This window comes from Pyxidicoccus sp. M15 (assembly GCF_056858435.1).
Genome location: NZ_CM166495.1, coordinates 9260320 through 9276639 on the forward strand (window position 1 = coordinate 9260320; position 16320 = coordinate 9276639).

The 16320-nt window shown below is 68.8% G+C and carries 13 protein-coding genes; 6 read left to right on the plus strand and 7 right to left on the minus strand.

What is annotated here, in order from left to right:
* Position 1 precedes the first annotated feature (1 nt).
* Complete coding sequence (dgt, locus tag ACX9TP_RS34050; protein WP_482982268.1) at positions 2–1423, minus strand: dGTP triphosphohydrolase; 1422 nt, start codon at positions 1421–1423, stop codon at positions 2–4.
* 277 nt (positions 1424–1700) lie between these two features.
* Here dgt and ACX9TP_RS34055 point away from each other — a divergent pair, with 277 nt between their 5' ends.
* Complete coding sequence (locus ACX9TP_RS34055) at positions 1701–2216, plus strand: OmpA family protein (RefSeq protein ID WP_482974813.1); 516 nt, start codon at positions 1701–1703, stop codon at positions 2214–2216.
* 3 nt (positions 2217–2219) lie between these two features.
* Here the strand turns inward: ACX9TP_RS34055 and ACX9TP_RS34060 are convergent, their stop codons facing one another.
* From ACX9TP_RS34060 to ACX9TP_RS34070, 3 genes are all read right to left on the minus strand, one after another.
* Positions 2220–3869, minus strand: a complete 1650-nt coding sequence (locus ACX9TP_RS34060) for a GMC oxidoreductase (protein ID WP_482974814.1) — start codon at positions 3867–3869, stop codon at positions 2220–2222.
* Between the two features lie 137 nt (positions 3870–4006).
* Positions 4007–4903, minus strand: a complete 897-nt coding sequence (locus tag ACX9TP_RS34065) for a PilZ domain-containing protein (RefSeq protein ID WP_482974815.1) — start codon at positions 4901–4903, stop codon at positions 4007–4009.
* 128 nt (positions 4904–5031) lie between these two features.
* Complete coding sequence (locus ACX9TP_RS34070) at positions 5032–7563, minus strand: PAS domain S-box protein (protein WP_482974816.1); 2532 nt, start codon at positions 7561–7563, stop codon at positions 5032–5034.
* Between the two features lie 386 nt (positions 7564–7949).
* Here ACX9TP_RS34070 and ACX9TP_RS34075 point away from each other — a divergent pair, with 386 nt between their 5' ends.
* Positions 7950–9167, plus strand: a complete 1218-nt coding sequence (locus tag ACX9TP_RS34075) for a M20/M25/M40 family metallo-hydrolase (protein ID WP_482974817.1) — start codon at positions 7950–7952, stop codon at positions 9165–9167.
* Between the two features lie 51 nt (positions 9168–9218).
* Here ACX9TP_RS34075 and ACX9TP_RS34080 read toward each other — a convergent pair whose 3' ends face one another.
* From ACX9TP_RS34080 to ACX9TP_RS34090, 3 genes are all read right to left on the minus strand, one after another.
* Positions 9219–10946, minus strand: a complete 1728-nt coding sequence (locus ACX9TP_RS34080) for a DUF3616 domain-containing protein (RefSeq protein ID WP_482974818.1) — start codon at positions 10944–10946, stop codon at positions 9219–9221.
* 335 nt (positions 10947–11281) lie between these two features.
* Complete coding sequence (locus ACX9TP_RS34085) at positions 11282–11749, minus strand: hypothetical protein (RefSeq protein WP_482982269.1); 468 nt, start codon at positions 11747–11749, stop codon at positions 11282–11284.
* A 5-nt stretch (positions 11750–11754) separates the two neighbouring features.
* On the minus strand, positions 11755–12813 hold the full coding sequence (locus ACX9TP_RS34090) for a hypothetical protein (protein ID WP_482974819.1): 1059 nt from the start codon (positions 12811–12813) through the stop codon (positions 11755–11757).
* 733 nt (positions 12814–13546) lie between these two features.
* On the opposite strand from ACX9TP_RS34090, the gene ACX9TP_RS34095 reads away from it, so the two are divergent.
* The 4 genes from ACX9TP_RS34095 (at position 13547) to ACX9TP_RS34110 (ending at position 15935) form a co-directional block, all read left to right on the plus strand.
* Positions 13547–13978, plus strand: coding sequence for a GNAT family N-acetyltransferase (locus tag ACX9TP_RS34095; RefSeq protein ID WP_482974820.1), 432 nt, complete (start codon positions 13547–13549; stop codon positions 13976–13978).
* Between the two features lie 57 nt (positions 13979–14035).
* Positions 14036–14404 carry a 6,7-dimethyl-8-ribityllumazine synthase gene (locus ACX9TP_RS34100; protein ID WP_482974821.1) on the plus strand — a complete coding sequence of 123 codons (369 nt, stop codon included), beginning with the start codon at positions 14036–14038 and terminating at the stop codon, positions 14402–14404.
* 73 nt (positions 14405–14477) lie between these two features.
* Positions 14478–14951: a hypothetical protein gene (locus tag ACX9TP_RS34105; RefSeq protein WP_482974822.1), complete on the plus strand. Its 474-nt coding sequence runs from the start codon at positions 14478–14480 to the stop codon at positions 14949–14951.
* 327 nt (positions 14952–15278) lie between these two features.
* Positions 15279–15935, plus strand: coding sequence for an IS66 family transposase (locus tag ACX9TP_RS34110; RefSeq protein WP_482974823.1), 657 nt, complete (start codon positions 15279–15281; stop codon positions 15933–15935).
* Positions 15936–16320: the final 385 nt, after the last annotated feature.

Sequence of the window (16320 nt, forward strand, 5' to 3'; positions counted from 1 at the left end):
GCTACGTCGGCAGCTTGATGCCGGACAGGCGCTGGAACAGCTCCACCGCGAAGCCGTCCGTCATCCCGGAGATGTAGTCCGTCACGCAGAGCAGGCGCTGGTACATCGACAGCCGCGCCAGGGCTTCCCGGATGGCATCGTCCCTCGACTCGGGAGCCCTTCCCTCCGTCTGCTCATGCTCCGGCCGCTGGAACAGCTCCAGGGGAAGCAGCTGCCGCAGCTTCTTCTGCTCGCGGTCGGGCGTGTCCGTCACCACCGCGGACGCGAACATGTCCAGCAGGCCGCCCAGTGTCTTGAAGCCCGCGCTCTCTATCTGCAGCACCCGCTCGCTCTCGTAGCCGTGGCGGCGGGTGAGGTCCTTGATGTCCTTGAGCGGCTTGCGGACCTCCTCGCGGACCGAGACGAGGGATTGCTCCCAGCGCCCGTCCTCCATGGCCTCGACGTTGTCGAGGAACACCTTGACGGAGGACTGGATGAGCACGCCGATGGCTCGCGCCCGGGCCTGTGCCATCCGCGTCTCCAGGTGGGCCGGAGGCCCCCGGGTGTCCGCCTTCGCGGGCGGCAACACCGCGTCCAGCAGCTCACACGCCAGCTTCGTGGGGATGAGCCCCAGCTTCGCCGAGTCCTCCAGGTCGATGACCGCGTAGCAGATGTCGTCCGCCGCCTCGACGAGGAAGGCCAGCGGGTGCCGGGAGAACACCCCCGGCTCACGCTCCACCAGGCCGACGGCCTGGTACGCGTCCAGCGCCAGCTCGCGGTCGTCCTGGAAATAGCCGAACTTCTTCTCTGACACGCACCCCTTCACCGGCGCCCGGCCATGGGGGAGCACCGAGGGCCGCGGGTACTTGCTCATGGCGCCGAGCGTGGCCGCCGTATAGCGAAGGCCGCCCCGGCGCTCGCGAGACTGGAGCCGGTTGAGGATGCGGAAGCCCTGGGCGTTGCCCTCGAAGCTCTCCAGGTCCTTCCACTCCGCCGGAGACTCGAAGGGGCACGGCCGGCCGGCCTGGAGGGAGCCCGGCTCCGCGAGACGCTGCGCCACCCAGTGCTGGATGGCCGCCTCTCCCGAGTGCCCGAAGGGCGGGTTGCCGATGTCATGCGCCAGGCACGCCGCCGCCACGATGGTCCCCAGGTGCGAGGGCTCCACCTTGACGTCCCGCGAGCGCAGTCCCCGGCCCGCGAGCTGCCCCAGGGAGCGCCCCACGCACGACGCCTCGATGCTGTGGGTCAGCCGCGTGCGCGTGTAGTCGCTCGTGGAGAGCGGAAACACCTGCGTCTTGTCGTGCAGACAGCGGAACTCGCTGGAGAAGACGATGCGGTCATAGTCCCGGTCGAAGTCGGTGCGCTCGTCCTGGAGGAGTGCGTCGTCCCCCGCGAGGGGCCGCTCCGGGACGGCCTCCACCGGAGCCTTCGCGCCCGAGCCCACCCGGTGCGGCGACAGGAGCTGCCGCCATCTCTCCGTTCGACTGCTGCTGCCCACGGCTGCCTCGCTCTCCGAAGGGATCTGACGGCCCATGCTCCTCCGACCCCGTATAGAGGCAAGTTTTCCCGGGCACACACCGGACACCCGCTGCCCACCGGGCCGGCGAGCGGGCCCCGCGCTCCCCGCTCCGGGAACATCTCCGTGCTGGACGTGGCGGGTGCGCATGGGCAGCCTTGCGCGCCGTTCCACCCTCCACCTGTCCCAACCGAGGAGTCCTTCCATGAAGCTCAAGGCCCTGTGCCTCTCCGTGTCGCTGCTGGCCCTCCCGGGAGTGGCCCTTGCGCAGAGCCCGCTGGATGCCATCAAGAAGACCGCGGGCGACGCCGGCAAGGGCGCCGTCGAGAAGCGCGTCAACACGAAGCTGATGGACGAGGGCCGCAAGAACCAGTGCAGCTTCAAGACGGGCACCGCCACCCTGGAGCCCGGCTGCGACGCGAAGCTGAAGAAGCTGGCCTCCGCCCTCATCGACGCCAAGAAGCAGCTCGATGGCGCCGGGGCCAAGAGCTACAAGTTCGAGGTCTCCGGCCACACGGACTCGTCCGGTGACGCGGCCAAGAACAAGAAGCTCAGCGAGGAGCGCGCGGAGGCCATCGTCAAGGAGCTGGTGGCGCGCGGCGTGCCCCGCAACGAAATCATCGCCGTGGGCCTCGGCTCCGAGAAGCCCCTGGTGAAGCCGGACGACACGGCGGCCAAGAAGGCGAAGAACCGCCGCTACGAGCTGCAGGTCCGCCTGTAGCCCTCAGCGGGCCCCGGCGGCCATGGCGCCCGCGGTCCTCGCCGCGGGCTCCACCACCGCGTCCGTCTCCCCGCGTGGCCGCTCCAGCGCCGCGGGGATGAACGTCATCGCCCGCTCGGCCAGGGCGGTGATGGTGAGCGACGGATTCACTCCCGGGTTGGCGGAGATGGCCGAGCCGTCCACCACGTAGAGCCCGTCGTAGCCGAAGACGCGGTGGCGGTGGTCGATGACGCCCGTCTCGGCCGAGTCCCCCATGCAGGAGCCCCCGAGGATGTGCGCGGTGGTGGGGATGCCCAGCAGCGTCTCGCTCACCATCGTCATCGGGTAGCCGTCCAGCTTGTCGGACACGCGCTTCGCCAGGTCGAACGCCTCCGGCATGTTGGAGGTGGGAGCGGGCCCTTCCTGAAGCCCCGTCCTTACGCCCCGGCGCAGCGCCGTCGTCAACCCGCGCCCGCGCCGCATGCGCAGGTGCCCTTCCAGCGTGCGCATGTAGAGGAGAATCATCGTCCGCCGCGCGAAGTCCGGGACGAACCAGGCCTTGAGGAAGCGCACCGGGTGGCGCGCGAGCATGCCGAACAGCCGCGCCAGCCGGGCGAACATCGTGGCCCCGGACACCTGCGGCGCCATCAGCAGCCGGAAGAAGCCCGAGCCCTCCGAGTAGCGCACCGGCTCCAGGTGCGAGCGCGCGTCGGTGTGCAGGATGGAGCCGATGGCGATGCCCTTGGACAGGTCCTGCTCCTTGCGCCCGCTGACGACGCCGATGAGCGCCTCGGAGTTGGTGCGCACGCCGTCGCCCAGCCGGTCCGACAGGCGCGGCAGCCCGTCCGGGTGCTCCTTCAGCTTCAGCAGCAGGTCCATGGTCCCCAGCACGCCGCCGGCGAAGATGACGTTGCGCGCGGTGAAGCGCACCTTCTCCCGGAAGAAGCTCCGGGCGCCGCGCAGCGCCTCCACCTCGTAGCCCCCCTCCGGCAGCGGGCGCACCCAGGTGACTTCCGTGTCCGCGTGCAGCGTGAGGCCGCGCTTCTCCGCCAGGTACAGGTAGTTCTTGTCGAGCGTGTTCTTGGAGTCGTGCCGGCAGCCGAGCATGCAGCCGCCGCACGAGATGCAGCCGGTGCGCTCGGGGCCCTCGCCGTTGAAGTACGGGTCCTTCACGGTGACGCCGGGCTCGCCGAAGTAGACGGCCACGGTGGTGGGCTGGAAGTCGGTGCGGCCCAGGTCCTCCCCCACCTCCTTGAGCACCTTGTCCGGGACGGTGGTGAGCGGGTTGACGGTGGCGCCCAGCATCCGCCGCGCGGTGGCGTAGTGCGGCGCCAATTCCTCCTTCCACCCGGCGAGGTGGCCCCACGAGGGGGACTGGAAGAAGTCGTCCTTCGGAATGGGCAGCGTGTTGGCGTAGACGAGCGAGCCGCCCCCCACGCCCACGCCGGACAGCACCGTGACGTGGCGGAAGAACGTCATCTTGAACAGGCCCCGCCAGCCCATCTGGGGCATCCAGAGCCAGCGCTTCAGGTCCCAGTTCGTCTTGGGGAAGTCCGGTCCGCGCAGCCGCCGGCCCTTCTCCAGCATCACCACGCGGTAGCCCTTCTCGGTCAGCCGCAGCGCGCTGACGCTTCCGCCGAATCCCGAGCCGATGATGAGCCAGTCGCAGTCCATGACCGTCCGCCTCCCAGTCCCATAACGAGGCCCCGCCGCGCGCGTCGCCACGCGCCGGCCCTCGGACGGGCCTACTGTATGCCAGAGCCTGGGCCCGGCCGGGGCGCGGAAGCGCGAGCGCTCGCCTGCTCGCGCGGCTAGGCGGTCCCCAGCAGCCGGGTGACGGCCTGGAGCACCGAGGCCGCGGTGGCCGGGTGCTTCACGTACGCCGCGGGGTTGAGGTTCGTCAGCCGGCCCACCAGCGAGTCCGGCCCGCTCACGTTGACCATGACGATGCGCGCCCCGGGGCGGCCCGCGGCCCGGAGCACGTCGAGCGCCGTGCCCGTGTCGACGACGATGATGGGCGCGGGCCTGTCCGCCGGCTCCGGCTCCGAGATGACGCGAAGGGACTGCTGGGTGAACAACTCCGTGACGAGCGTCATCAGCTTCGCGTCCAGCAGCCGCACCAGGGCCACCGGCCGCGTGTCCACCTCCTGGGCCCGCGCGGCCTGGGGCGCGGGGCCCTTGCCCAGCTCCCGCACGTCCGTCTTGAGCAGCTCGATGACGTCCGACTTGAGCACGCTCCGCACGCGCTTGAGCAGCGAGGCATCCGCCGCAATCAACTCCTTCAGCCGGCGCTCCGCCTCCACCGGCAGCTGGGTGAAGGCCACGCCCATCTCGTCCTCGCGGGCCCAGGCCACCTGCCCCTGCGCGAGCACCGGCTGCGGCGCGTCCGGAAGGCGGATGCGCAGCTCCAGGGTGCTGCCCACCGGCAGCACGCGAGACGTCTTGATGGCCAGCCCGCCGGCCCCGATGTTCTTGGTGTACGCGCGCACCACGTCGGCCTGCGTCGCGAACGACAGCTCCAGCACCGCGTCCGCGCGCACCGGACGCGCGGGCATCGCGCTCCCCTCGGGCGGCAGCGCCCCCAGCTCCAGCAGGACGTCCCGCAGCAGCTCCATGCGCTGCTCCTGCTCGGCGCTCAGTGGCTGTGACTTCTGCTTCGCGAGGAGGGCGTTGTACTCGTCCAACACATTCCCGTGCGCTCTTGCCATTCCCATTCGACGGCCCCCGTGCCAACGCGTGAACTCTACCGTTCTCCGCGCGTTCCCGGAGGCGGGCCAATGTGCACCCGCCACGGGTCAGGCCTGCCCCGCCAGCGAGCAGGGCTACGAGCGCCGGCTCACGCGGGGGCGCCGTCCTGTTCCGCGGTGAACGGAGCCCCGCTCTTCGCGTCCCGCGCCGGATGCAGCGGCAGGCGGATGAGGACGGTGGTGCCCTCTCCCTCGCGGCTCTCCAGCGTGAGCTGGCCGCCGTGCTGCTGGACGATTTCCCGCGCGATGTAGAGCCCCACCCCCAGGCCGCCCCGGTCATGCACCGTCCCCGCATGGGGCCGGTAGAAGCGGTTGAACAGCCGGGCCTGCTTGTCCGAGGCGATGCCGATGCCCTCGTCCCGGATGGACACCCGCGCCGACTCCCCTTCGGTGGCCACCGTCACCTCCACGGGCGCCGGCGTCGGCGAGTAGCGCGCGGCGTTGTCGAGCAGCGCCACGAGCACCTGCTCCAGGCGGGCCGGGTCTCCCCACACGGCCACCTCCTCGTCCGCGCTCACGTGGATGGGGTGATGGGGATGCAGCTCGGCCATCCGCCGCGCCGTGTCCTCCACCAGGGACGTCAGCTCCAGGGGCTCCTTCTCCAGCCGCAGCTGCCGCAGGTGGAGCTGGGACACGTCCAGCAGCGTGCGCACCACGCGGTCGATGCGGTTGGCGCCCCGGTCGATGCCCTCCAGCAGCCGGCCCAGCGCGGTGTCGCGACCCGCGTCCGTCTTGAGCGCCAGCTGCGCGAAGGACTTCATCACCGTCACCGGCGTCTTCAGCTCATGCGCCGCCATCCGCACGAACTCGTCCTTGAGCCGGTCGAACTCCACCGTCTCGGTGACGTCATGGAGGACGACCACCGCGGCCATCACCCGGCCCTCCTCGTCGGGGATGGGGGCCGCGTTCATCCGCAGCACCCGCTCCCCGCCGGGCCTGGCGGCCCGGATGTCACAGTCCACGACGACCTCGCCGCGCAGGGCCCGGAACAGCGGCAGCGCGTCGCGCTCCAGGGGGACGCCGTCCAGGGTCCGGAGGGAGCAGGCCTCCATCTCGGGCAGGGCCGCGTCGCACATCCGCTGGCCCGCCTGGTTCACGAAGGAGAGCCGGCCGTCCGGGTCGGCCACGAAGACGCCCTCCACCATGTGGTCGATGATGGCCCGCAGCTCGGCGGAGCGGCGCCGCAGCTGGGCCATCAGTTGCTGGCGCTCCTCCTCCGCCTGGCGGCGCCCGGTGATGTCCGAGACGAAGGCATAGACGCGGTGCGCGCCGTCGGTGGGCACCGCGGCGAGGCTCGTCTCCACCGGGAACACCGTGCCGTCCCGCCGCATCGCGAGCGCTTCCAGGCGACAGGCGGGGATGAGGGGACAGCCCCGGGTGATGATGCGCTTCAGCTGGCGGTTGCGCTCCGCACGGTCCTCGGGCCTGCAGAGGAGGTCCACCGCCGGGCGGCCGAGGATGTCCTCGCGGCGCCAGCCGAACATGCGCTCCGCGCTGGTGTTCCACGTCACCAGACGTCCCCCGGTGTCCACCGCGGCCACGCTGTCCATGGACGTCTCCAGCACCTCGCGCAACATGCGCTCGCTGCGCTCCAGGGCCTCCCGCTCCCGCTCGCGCCGGGCGAGCGTCCGGGACAGCTCCCGGACGTGCAGGGTGCGCAGGCCGGCCACCAGGGCCGCGAGGAGGGCCACCCACACGGTGGCGCCCACCGCCTGGAGCGTGACGTGCAGCCGGTGGGAGTGGGCGAAGAGCCAGTCCCTGTCCGTGGCGACGTGGACCGTCCACCCCGCGTCATCCACCTCCGCCTGCTGCGTGTGCAGCTCCGCGCCCAGCCCGTGGGCCTGCTCATACGCGCGCAGGTCCGCGACCGACAGCTCCGGCACGCCGCTGGCGCCCGCGCCGTTGCGCGCTCGCGTCCACGTCACGAGCGTCGCCTCCTGGGGATGCGCGAGCAGCCGCCCGGCGCGCGTCACGACGTAGAAGGTCTCATGCGGCGCGGTGTTCGCCCGGGCCACCAGCGCCACCAGCTGCGGAAGGACGACGTCCACCGTGATGACGCCACGAGGCGCCCCGTCCACGCCCCCGAAGGCCATGGAGAGGGTGGAGTAGACGAGGTCCACGTCGAAGTAGGGCTCGGTGAGGAAGGGCGTGCCGGCCGACTGGAGGCCCTGCTGGTACCAGGGCCGGTGGTGGTAGTCGTAGGCGGGCGTGGACCACTCGTAGGTGAGGACGACGTGCTGCGTCTCGTCGAGCTTCCGGTGGGCATACGCGCCCACCCAGCGGCGGCCGGGCTCCAGCGCGTACGGGCTGAACCACACGCCGATGCCGTAGATGGACTCGGGCGGGGTGGACGCCAGCGTGCCCTGGATGAGGGCCTCCACGGCGGAGCGCTCCCGCAGCGGCGCGGCCAGGGTCGCCACGGTGCGCGTCACCTGCCCCGCGGTCTCCAGGCGACTCTGGAGCTGGCCGGCGAGCTGCTCGGCACGCCCCTGCTGCTCGAGCAGGGCCTCGCGCTCCAGGCTGGCGCTGGCGAACCTGTCGAAGACCACCAGCCCGGACGTGAGGGCGAGCCCCAGTCCGAGCGTCACCGCTATCAGCAACCCGTGTGACGAGCGCACCATGGCCCTCCTCCACGCGGCGGGCGTGGGGGAAGGCACGACGCGTGACGGCGCAGCGGGCACGACGCATCCCGCCAGAGCTTGCCGGCTCCGCCCGCCACGGCGTCCGCCGTGAGGCGGGAAGAGAGGTGTGTCGGGCCCATGCCCTGAACGTGGGAGACACGCGCGGCCGCGGCAAGCAACGCGCTCGACATGCCCCCGGGCGGCTGCCCAGGAGACGCCCCCCTTATGCCCCGCGTCCTCCGTCCCCGGGTCCGAGGCCTCTGTTCAATCCAGCACGCCACTTAGATTTCTGTTAATTTAGGTATTCCACGGAAAGCAGGATGCCGCCCGCCGTGAGGGGCCGCGTGACGCGGCCCCTGTCCCCCCGCAAAAGAGGAGCTGTGCGCATGAAAAGGTTGATTCCCGTCTCCCTGCTGCTGCTGAGCACTTCGCAGGCCTTCGCCGAGCAGAACAAGGCAGCACCGAAGGACCGCGAGGTGTGGATCACCCTGGGCTCGGAGGCTGTCGCGCCCATGCGCGAGTCCTTCAAGAGCGCGGGCTGGGAAGAGCCCACCGCGGAGCTCTCCAAGGAGCAGGTCTCCGTGTTCCGCGTGAAGGAGTCGCAGCTGTCGCGGCTCGCGACGCTCATGCACGAGCGCTTCAACCGCTGCGCGGGCTTCATCACCCACGAGACGCGCGACGAGGCCGTGGCGTCGCTGCAGCCCGCCCCCGCGGTGGCGCCGCAGAACCTCGTCACCTACACGCTCAACAACGCCACCACGGTGAACACGCTGATGGGCTCGCTGCTGGAGTCCAACGTGCGCAGCACCATCACCTCGCTGTCGAGCTACCCGACGCGCTACTACACCTCGCAGGGCGGCGTGGACGCGGCCAACTGGCTGCTGTCGAAGTGGAGGAGCTACGTGCCCACCACGCGCACCGACGTCACCGTGGAGCTGTTCCGGCACGCAAGCTGGGCCCAGCCGTCCGTCATCTTCACCATCCGCGGCACCACGCTGCCCAACGAAATCGTGGTGGTGGGCGGGCACCTGGACTCCATCAACAGCTCCGGCGGCAACGCGCCGGGCGCGGACGATGACGCCTCGGGCGTGGCGACCTTCACGGAGGTCATCCGCGTGGCCATGACCCGCAACTACCGGCCCCAGCGCACGGTGAAGTTCATGGCCTACGCCGCCGAGGAAGTGGGCCTGCGCGGCTCCAAGGAGATTGCCGCCTACCACAAGACCAACGGCCTCAACGTGGTGGGCGTGCTCCAGCTCGACATGACGAACTACAAGGGCTCGACCACGGTGGATGTGGCCCTCATCACCGACTACACCAACTCCGCGCAGAACACGTTCGTGCGCAACCTCATCACCACGTACGTGAAGATTCCGCAGACCAACTCGTCGTGCGGCTACGGGTGCTCGGACCACGCCTCCTGGTACAACCAGGGCTTCGCCGCCTCCATCCCCTTCGAGGCGCCGCTCAACTCCGACAACCCCTACATCCACACGGCGAACGACACGCTGTCGCGCTCGGGCAACACCGCGACCCACGCGCTGAAGTTCTCCAAGATCACCGCCGCCTACGTGGCCGAGCTGGCCAAGGGCACCGCGCAGTAGTCGCCGCCTCGCGGGCCTCCGCGCACTTCGCGGAGGCCCGCCGGGCCCGCTTCACTCCACGCGGAAGACGGCGTCGGTGAAGGACTGGCTGGAGGTCGACAGCTCCTTGCACTGCGTGCCGCCCACCAGCCGCGAGCCCATGTCGAACAGGACCTGCACGTCCTTCGTTCCAGGGTACGGAATCACCGTCTCCGGCGCGGAGTCCGCGGGCGCCGTCAGGTCCATCACCTTCACCGGCGCGCTGCTCGCGGCTCCGCTCCACTTCCACAGCGCGAAGGGCCCCGGGCTCTCGTCGTGTGGGCCGCTCAGGATGAGCACGGCCTGGTGGGCCTCGGACCACGCCAGGCCCCGGATGCCGTTGCCGCCCAGGTCCATGCGCAGGGCCTGACCGAACTTCGCCCGGCTGCCCGTCAGCACCGCGTCAGGGTTGGTCAGGGTGACCAATAGCGCGCTCGTTCCCACCTGCGGGTTGCGGAAGCCGAGGACGAGGCCTCCCCCCGGCAGCGCGGCGAGTCCCTCCACGTTCGTCCCATTCAGCTTCGGCGCCAGGTCCGGCACCGTGGGCTCCGACAGCCGGGAGCGGGCGCTCAGCAGCGAGAGGACCGTGGCGTCGGGCTGGAGCCAGTTGGCGGCGTCCAGCATGTCCTTCAGCAGATTGGAGGTGCTTCCCGCGACCTGGAGCGACAGGGTCGGCACCGCGCCCGCCAGGTCGATGGCGAAGAACCGGTAGCGCGAGGTCTGCAGCTCCCCGTCCTTGTTCCGCGCGTGCGACGTGGTGACGTAGACGCGGCTCCCCACGCGCGCGGCATCCTCGAAGTCCGCCTCGTCCGAGGAGGACAGTCCCAGCGCGCTGCCCAGGTCCTTGCTCTGGAGCGCGGTGGCGCTCTGTCCCTGGGGGAAGATGCGCGCCGTCTGCGACTCGTCGTTGAAGTTCAGGAAGCGCGTCGAGTCAATCCACACGCCGCCCGAGCCATCGCAGGTGCCCCTGTACGTGCCCGGGTTCGGGTCGAGCCCGGTGCCTCCGTCCGGCAAGGTGCCTCCGTCCGGCGACACCAGGTCCCACGTCACCGTCAGCTTCGGGCGGGCGCTCTTCGTCGAGTACTCGCTGGAGCGCAGCTCCAGTCGGTTGTCGTTGTCCTTGTTGGCGAGGACAAGGCCGTGGTTGCTGGAGGGCGTCGTCACCCACCTGCGCACCGCGTCCAGGCCCGCCGCGTTCAGCGTCACGGTGTACGTCCCCGTCGCGGCGGCACGGAGGGAGCCCACGGAGGTCGTGTTCCGGTCCCCGCTGCCATCCGCGCCGTTCGACGCCCAGTCCGTGCTGCTGTCCGCCCGCTTCCACGTGACCTGGCTCTCCGTCCACGCACGCGTCAATTCGTAGAAGTCGTAGGTCTGGTCCGCCTTGTCGGACACCGTGACGGTGAGCGTGGCGGAGCGGATGAGGGCGTTCGCCGGAATGGCCGACACGTCCCACTCGAGCAGGATGAAGTTCTCGTTGCCGCTGCCCGCCGGGGTGTCACCGCTCGCGGAGAGGCTGGTGTCACCACCGTGGTTGGTGTCGGGGTGCTCCTCTTCAATCATCGCGTCGCGGGTGCCCGCGTAGCTCGACGTCGGAGCCACTCCATCCTGGAACGAGGCGCTCTGCGCCCCCGCGAGCGCCGTCGTGGAGCCGGCGAGCCCGGCCTCCTCGTCAGTGCCCTCGGGCGCCTTCGGTCCACACCCTGGAGCGAGCAGGAGTCCTGCCGCCAGCACTGCGACGATGGGGCACTTCAGTCCAGACATGTCCACTCCCTTGGCGCCCATGGGGGCGAAGGGCGGACGCTCTCCCACTCCCATCCGGACCGGCTGTGACGAATCGGTGGAGAGTCCGTGGCACCGGTTGTGACGGGCCTTTCAACTTCAGGCCTTTCGCGCCGGGCGGGTGCGGCGAACCGAGACGGTGGCGGACTGCGGTCGCCTTCTCGCGGGTCTCGACCTCTGACGCCGCGCAAGGGCCGGAGGTCGTGATTCGGGCAACTGCGCGCGGGGCGGGCCCCTCGGTGGAGTGGGCATCTCGGGCAGCATCATCAGCATCCAGAGGATGTCGAGCATGGACGGACCTCGCGGCGGGTAAGGGTTCAGAAGCCCCGGAACAGCGGGCGGCCATGGGACAGCCAGGGCCACGGAATCCCGAGCGCGATGAAGAGCAGCGCCACGAGGAGGCCCACCGCCCATACACGGTGCTTCCGCCGGGCGTCCTCCGCACGGCGGCTCAGCGCGGACGCCACGTGCGCGGCGACGAGCGCCAGGAGCATCATCACCGGGTGCTCCAGGCTGAAGAATCGGAGGAAGGACACGGACAGATTCGTCCGCAGCGCATCCATGGACCTGGGCGTGAGCGGGCTGAGCGCGAAGTAGAGCGTCATCCCGAGCAGCAACTGGAGGTCGAAGGCGGAGACGAAGGACACCTGGAGGCGCCGGTCCGCACGCGTCCACTCCCGGCCACGCAGCCAGCCGAGCAGCGACCTGCCGAGCGTCAGCAGACCGAGCACGACCACGCCCCAGCGCAGCCACGAATGCAGGAAGAGCACCACCGCGTAGAGCATGTCGTTCACCTGTCGGCCCGCATGGGCGGCATGGCTTCAATCCACCGCTGGAGGAGCGCGTGGCCCCGCTCGTCGACGACGTGTGTGCCCAGCGGCGGCATCTGCGCGGCGGACCCGCGCTGGGCCACCCGGTGCAGCAGCGTGCTGTGCTTCACGTCACCCGGCGCCACGCGGAAGAAGTCGCCCCCGAACAGGCCCGACGTGCGGAACAGGGACTTCACGCCCACCGCCGTCCGCCACGTGTCCGTCTGCGCGACGGAGCCGAGCTCCGCCACCTCCAGGCGCAGGTGCAGCCCGGACGTGCTTCCCAGCGCCGCGGAGTTGGCGTTGTGGCAGGACACGCCGCAGTTCATGTGCAGATAGCCCAGCGCCTCTGCTTCCGCGGGCGTACCAGGGATGCGCGGTGGAGTGGCGGGCGCGTGGGTGAGGAGTCCCTCCTGGGCGAGCCGCTCCAGCGTCAGCCCCCGGGCTCCCGCGTGTGCGAGCGCCACCGCCTCGAAGCCGAGCACTCCGTCCCCTCGCCCGCCATGGCACGCCTGGCAGTCGGCCTGGCTGGGAATCTCGTAGTCATTCGTCCCGGGGACGTGCTGCTCGCCGTCCGTGAGCTCCAGCGCGGTGCGCCCGTCGTCGCTCCAGCGGTACGTGGTGCGCAGCCACGTGCCGTCGGGCCGCTTCCACAGGAAGCGCGTCTCGATTCGGCGGCCCTTCCACGAGAACTCCTTCCAGAGCTTCGTGCCCGGCGGGAAGCGCCACTCGTCCATGCGCGCGCTGTCCACGCGCGTGCCCGGAGGCAGGAAGATGAAGCGCGACTTCTCCAGCCCGTCGCTCCAGAGCGGAAGGCCGGGCTCGAAGGGGCGCACGCTGGCGGGCACCGTCTTCGTCGCCCAGCCCGCGCCGCCCTCACCGTACAGCCCCGTGCAGGCCAGGTGCTGGAGGCCCTCGCAGCGGATGCCACCGTCCGCCTCCGTCCAACCCGGCGACTCCTGGGCGGACTTCCGGCTGCAGCCCCAGCCAGAGGACAGCATGAGCATGAGAACGAGCGCGCCCGAGCGCGGAGTGGACATCCAGCCTCCCGACATGCGCCACCCTAACGGCGCGCTCGGAGCGGCTCGTGCGTCTTGATGACGCACCCGTGCGCGGGCACCCCAAGCGCCCGAACAGGCGGCGCACCAAAGAGGCCGCCCTCGCACTCGCTATGTGGATGAGTCAGGTCTCTGTATCCGCCGAGCCCGAGGGGACAGCAGGCGCTGCGGGCGCTCCGCGAACGTGCGGCGAGTGCTCGCCGGGTTTCGGCAGCAGAAGCGACATATGCGGAGTCCGAAACTCACGCTGTGTCCGGCGGAGAGCAGGTCAACCGGGCGACGGACGTAGCCGCCATGCACCAAGGTACCAGGCGTCTGACAGGAGAGACATTGGGCTCCCGTGCCCTCCATGCGCACCACGAGGCTGACATCCGCCGAGTTGTTGCGGATCACCCGCTCCACTCGACAGTTGGGAAGTGAGTAAAACGCTTCCATGGGGTGGCCTGGGCAGGCGTGTGCATCCAGGGGCTGCACCGCAGCTCCACCGGACAAACGCGCAGCCCGGGGACACCCGTCAGCTGCCCTTCTCTGCCCCTGTTCACCAGTCCCCATCCGCAACAATCCTCCAATCCACCCTAATGCGTACTCGACACAGTTGTGCAAGATTATAGGTGCCGGTAGCTCCGGGCTAACAAGATAGAGGCAAGGCGATTGAAGGATGCGCCATGAGTATCGAGCGGCCTCCTGTATCAATGAATGTGAGTGAACAAATTGTATGTCCTCGTCAGAGTCCGTTGAGTACGACCGACTGCCACTGACGGTCGCGGCGTATTGCGAGTTGAGGCGCTTGGTGGGCTGGCACGCTATCGCACATGGAAGAGCGGAGCGGGCGCTGTCGGCGTCGGTGCTGATCGCTACTGCTTCCGTTGGCGAACGAATCGTCGGTTGTGGCCGTGTAGTTGGAGATGGTGCTGTGTATTTTTACGTGCAGGATGTGCTCGTGGCACCGGACTTTCAAAAGCGTGGTCTTGGTAGCGCGCTGGTCTCACGGTTGATGAACCGTATTGACGAGCTGGCTCCCACTCATTCCGGAGCCTTTCTTGGACTAATGGTCGCGCCGGGCCTTGAAGACTTTTATTCGCGATTCGGGTTTCGTCGCCTTCCCGCCAACAGTCCTTTCCTCGGGCAGTGGAGAAATGGGCACTAAACTATGAACAGAATCGCCTTGCTGATGGGGTCCTTTCACGAAAAGGAGATGGCCCTCATGCGAGACTCCGCCCGGTCTGAAGCTCAGGTCCAAGGATTCACAATCGTCCGCGAGGTGTTCGTTCCCGGCGCAATGGAGTACCCACTCGCGATGCGCTGGCTGCTCAAGCGCGATGACATTGAGGGAGCCGCCGTCTTTGGGATCATCGAGCGAGGGGAGACCAAGCACGGCCTCGTAATGGCACAGTGCGTACTGGCTGAGTTGATGAGATTGCAACAGGAGTTCGACAAACCGGTCGGCGTCGGGATTCTCGGACCTGAGATTCACCCAAGCCAAATACCCTCTCGATTGGACGGATATGCCAGGGCCGCGATCAGCGCCACCAAGTGCATGATCGATCTCAAGACGAGTAGCGGTGAGTCCTAGCACCTCCCGGCAAAAGAGCATACTTAGGAGCCTTCTGGTTGCACTGGGAGGTCCCGCAGTACTTTCTGTGGCAATGGCAATCTACGACGCATGGTTTCTCTGCTGCGTCGAGTCAGGCCGCTCCTGGGATCCCGCTGGCGAGTGGAAGGGATTTCTCGACGACATCGGCGTAGTCAATAGTCAGCTCGCCCATCTCTTACTGATACTGACAATTGCCGTGAGTCTGATCGGACCAAAGACAATTACGGAGATGGAAAGGCGCCACAGCACAGTGTGGGAAACGCCGCTGCCTGCCTTTTTTGTCGCCATCCTGATCGGATGCATCAGTCTCTTGTTCCTTCCCGTCCCCTACACCAACAACGCTCTTCATGCTGCCCAGGCGCGGTGGTTTGCAAGCGTCATTGCCGAACAGGTCGCGGTGGTGTTTACCGTCTCCGCCGTCATTCATACGTTCGTGTTTTTCACCCGGGGCCGGCGACATAAGCGTGATACTTCATTGGAGAAACGTAAGCGTCCACGAAGGCAGGCGGCTGCGAGCGTGAAATGAGGATACGTGCCGGGCAGCAGCGAGGGCGCGGTACTGCCGTGCAGTTGGCTTCGAGCTCCGCGCTGGAGGTAGCGTCGTCTTCGCGTCTCCGCTGCATGAGCCCCGTGTGGCGAAGGTGAGCCAGCGCGCGCAAGGTGGGGCGCATGGCAAACGCGGAGCTGTGGAGGAAGCGGGGCGCGGACTGGCGCGCCAGCGGGCTGAGCGCGGCTGAGTACTGCAAGGGTCAGGAGTCACGACGGGCCCTCTGTATCGGTGGTCCAGTCGTCTGGCGGAGACAGGGCGTAGCGAGGCAGGCCGCGCGCTGCCCCTGGTGCGGCGGTACAGCCAGTGCCCGTCGAGGGCCAGCGCCAGGCGTGCCGGCGGGGCCACTACTTCGTGCAGGTGGCCGACAAGGACGCCGTCTTCTTCGAGTACACGCCGAAGGAGACGAGCGCCGCGGTGCTTGAGCTTTTCAAGGGCTTCAGCGGCTACGTGCAGGCCGACGCGAAGAGTGTCTACGACGCCCTCTTCCGCCCCACCGCGGAGCAGCCGCCGGACGGCGAGGCCAAGGTGCGGCAGGAGGTGGCGTGCCGAGTAGGCGGGGACGTTGCCGCCCCTGCCCCTCACAGTCCCGGACGTGCGGGTTTCCCGCATCCGGTTCTTCACGGTGGAGTTTCGCTCGCGATGACGCAGCTGTGGACGATGCGTGGCGTGGGCAGCGCATACCTTTGGAGGAGCTTTTGGAATCGGTCCCAGCGCACGCAACCATTCCGCGTCCGCCTCGACAACCACCGATACCAGACCCTCGCCACCTGGTGGGAGGCCCACCTGCGCCCGCACGTGGACGCCTACTTCGCCTGGGCCGAGGTGGAGCACGAGAAGGTGCGCGAGGAGCGCGGGCTGTTGCGCAAGGCGCTCGGCTACGCCGTGCGGCACCACGAGGCCCCGCGGCGCTTCCTCGAGGACGGCCGCCTGCGGCTGGAAAACAACCGCAGAGAGAGTTGAGAAGGATTGCCGTCGAAAGGAAGGAGCCACTCACGGCACCGGCCGAAAAGCAGTCGTCGCCGCGCTGAGAGAGTCCCATTCACGCCGTCAGCATGAGGCGACCGTCCGGCTCACGGAAGATGGGGCTCGTGCAACAGATACAGCTGTTCGACAACCTGCACTGAGGCTCGAATAACTCCGGCGCGAGCCGCCCGAACGGTCACCTCCGAAGCGAGCACGAAAGCATCTTGATGCCAGGAACAGAGACGGAGGTCGTGGTTGCATTGACCTCCTCGTGGATGGGACCCGGACAGGGACCATCCGCTTCCAAGCTTCTGCGCTGTTGCAAGAAGCTCGACCACCAGCTCAGCCCACGAAGCAGCGTCGATTACAACGATGAAGCCGA

Bases quoted from the DNA above. Each gene is read 5' to 3' on its own strand.
- ACX9TP_RS34055 (WP_482974813.1), top strand. From the start codon at position 1,701: ATGAAGCTCAAGGCCCTGTGCCTCTCCGTGTCGCTGCTGGCCCTCCCG.
- ACX9TP_RS34060 (WP_482974814.1), bottom strand. From the start codon at position 3,869: ATGGACTGCGACTGGCTCATCATCGGCTCGGGATTCGGCGGAAGCGTC.
- ACX9TP_RS34065 (WP_482974815.1), bottom strand. From the start codon at position 4,903: ATGGCAAGAGCGCACGGGAATGTGTTGGACGAGTACAACGCCCTCCTC.
- ACX9TP_RS34070 (WP_482974816.1), bottom strand. From the start codon at position 7,563: ATGGTGCGCTCGTCACACGGGTTGCTGATAGCGGTGACGCTCGGACTG.
- ACX9TP_RS34075 (WP_482974817.1), top strand. From the start codon at position 7,950: ATGAAAAGGTTGATTCCCGTCTCCCTGCTGCTGCTGAGCACTTCGCAG.
- ACX9TP_RS34080 (WP_482974818.1), bottom strand. From the start codon at position 10,946: ATGTCTGGACTGAAGTGCCCCATCGTCGCAGTGCTGGCGGCAGGACTC.
- ACX9TP_RS34085 (WP_482982269.1), bottom strand. From the start codon at position 11,749: ATGCTCTACGCGGTGGTGCTCTTCCTGCATTCGTGGCTGCGCTGGGGC.
- ACX9TP_RS34090 (WP_482974819.1), bottom strand. From the start codon at position 12,813: ATGTCCACTCCGCGCTCGGGCGCGCTCGTTCTCATGCTCATGCTGTCC.
- ACX9TP_RS34095 (WP_482974820.1), top strand. From the start codon at position 13,547: ATGTCCTCGTCAGAGTCCGTTGAGTACGACCGACTGCCACTGACGGTC.
- ACX9TP_RS34100 (WP_482974821.1), top strand. From the start codon at position 14,036: ATGCGAGACTCCGCCCGGTCTGAAGCTCAGGTCCAAGGATTCACAATC.
- ACX9TP_RS34105 (WP_482974822.1), top strand. From the start codon at position 14,478: ATGGCAATCTACGACGCATGGTTTCTCTGCTGCGTCGAGTCAGGCCGC.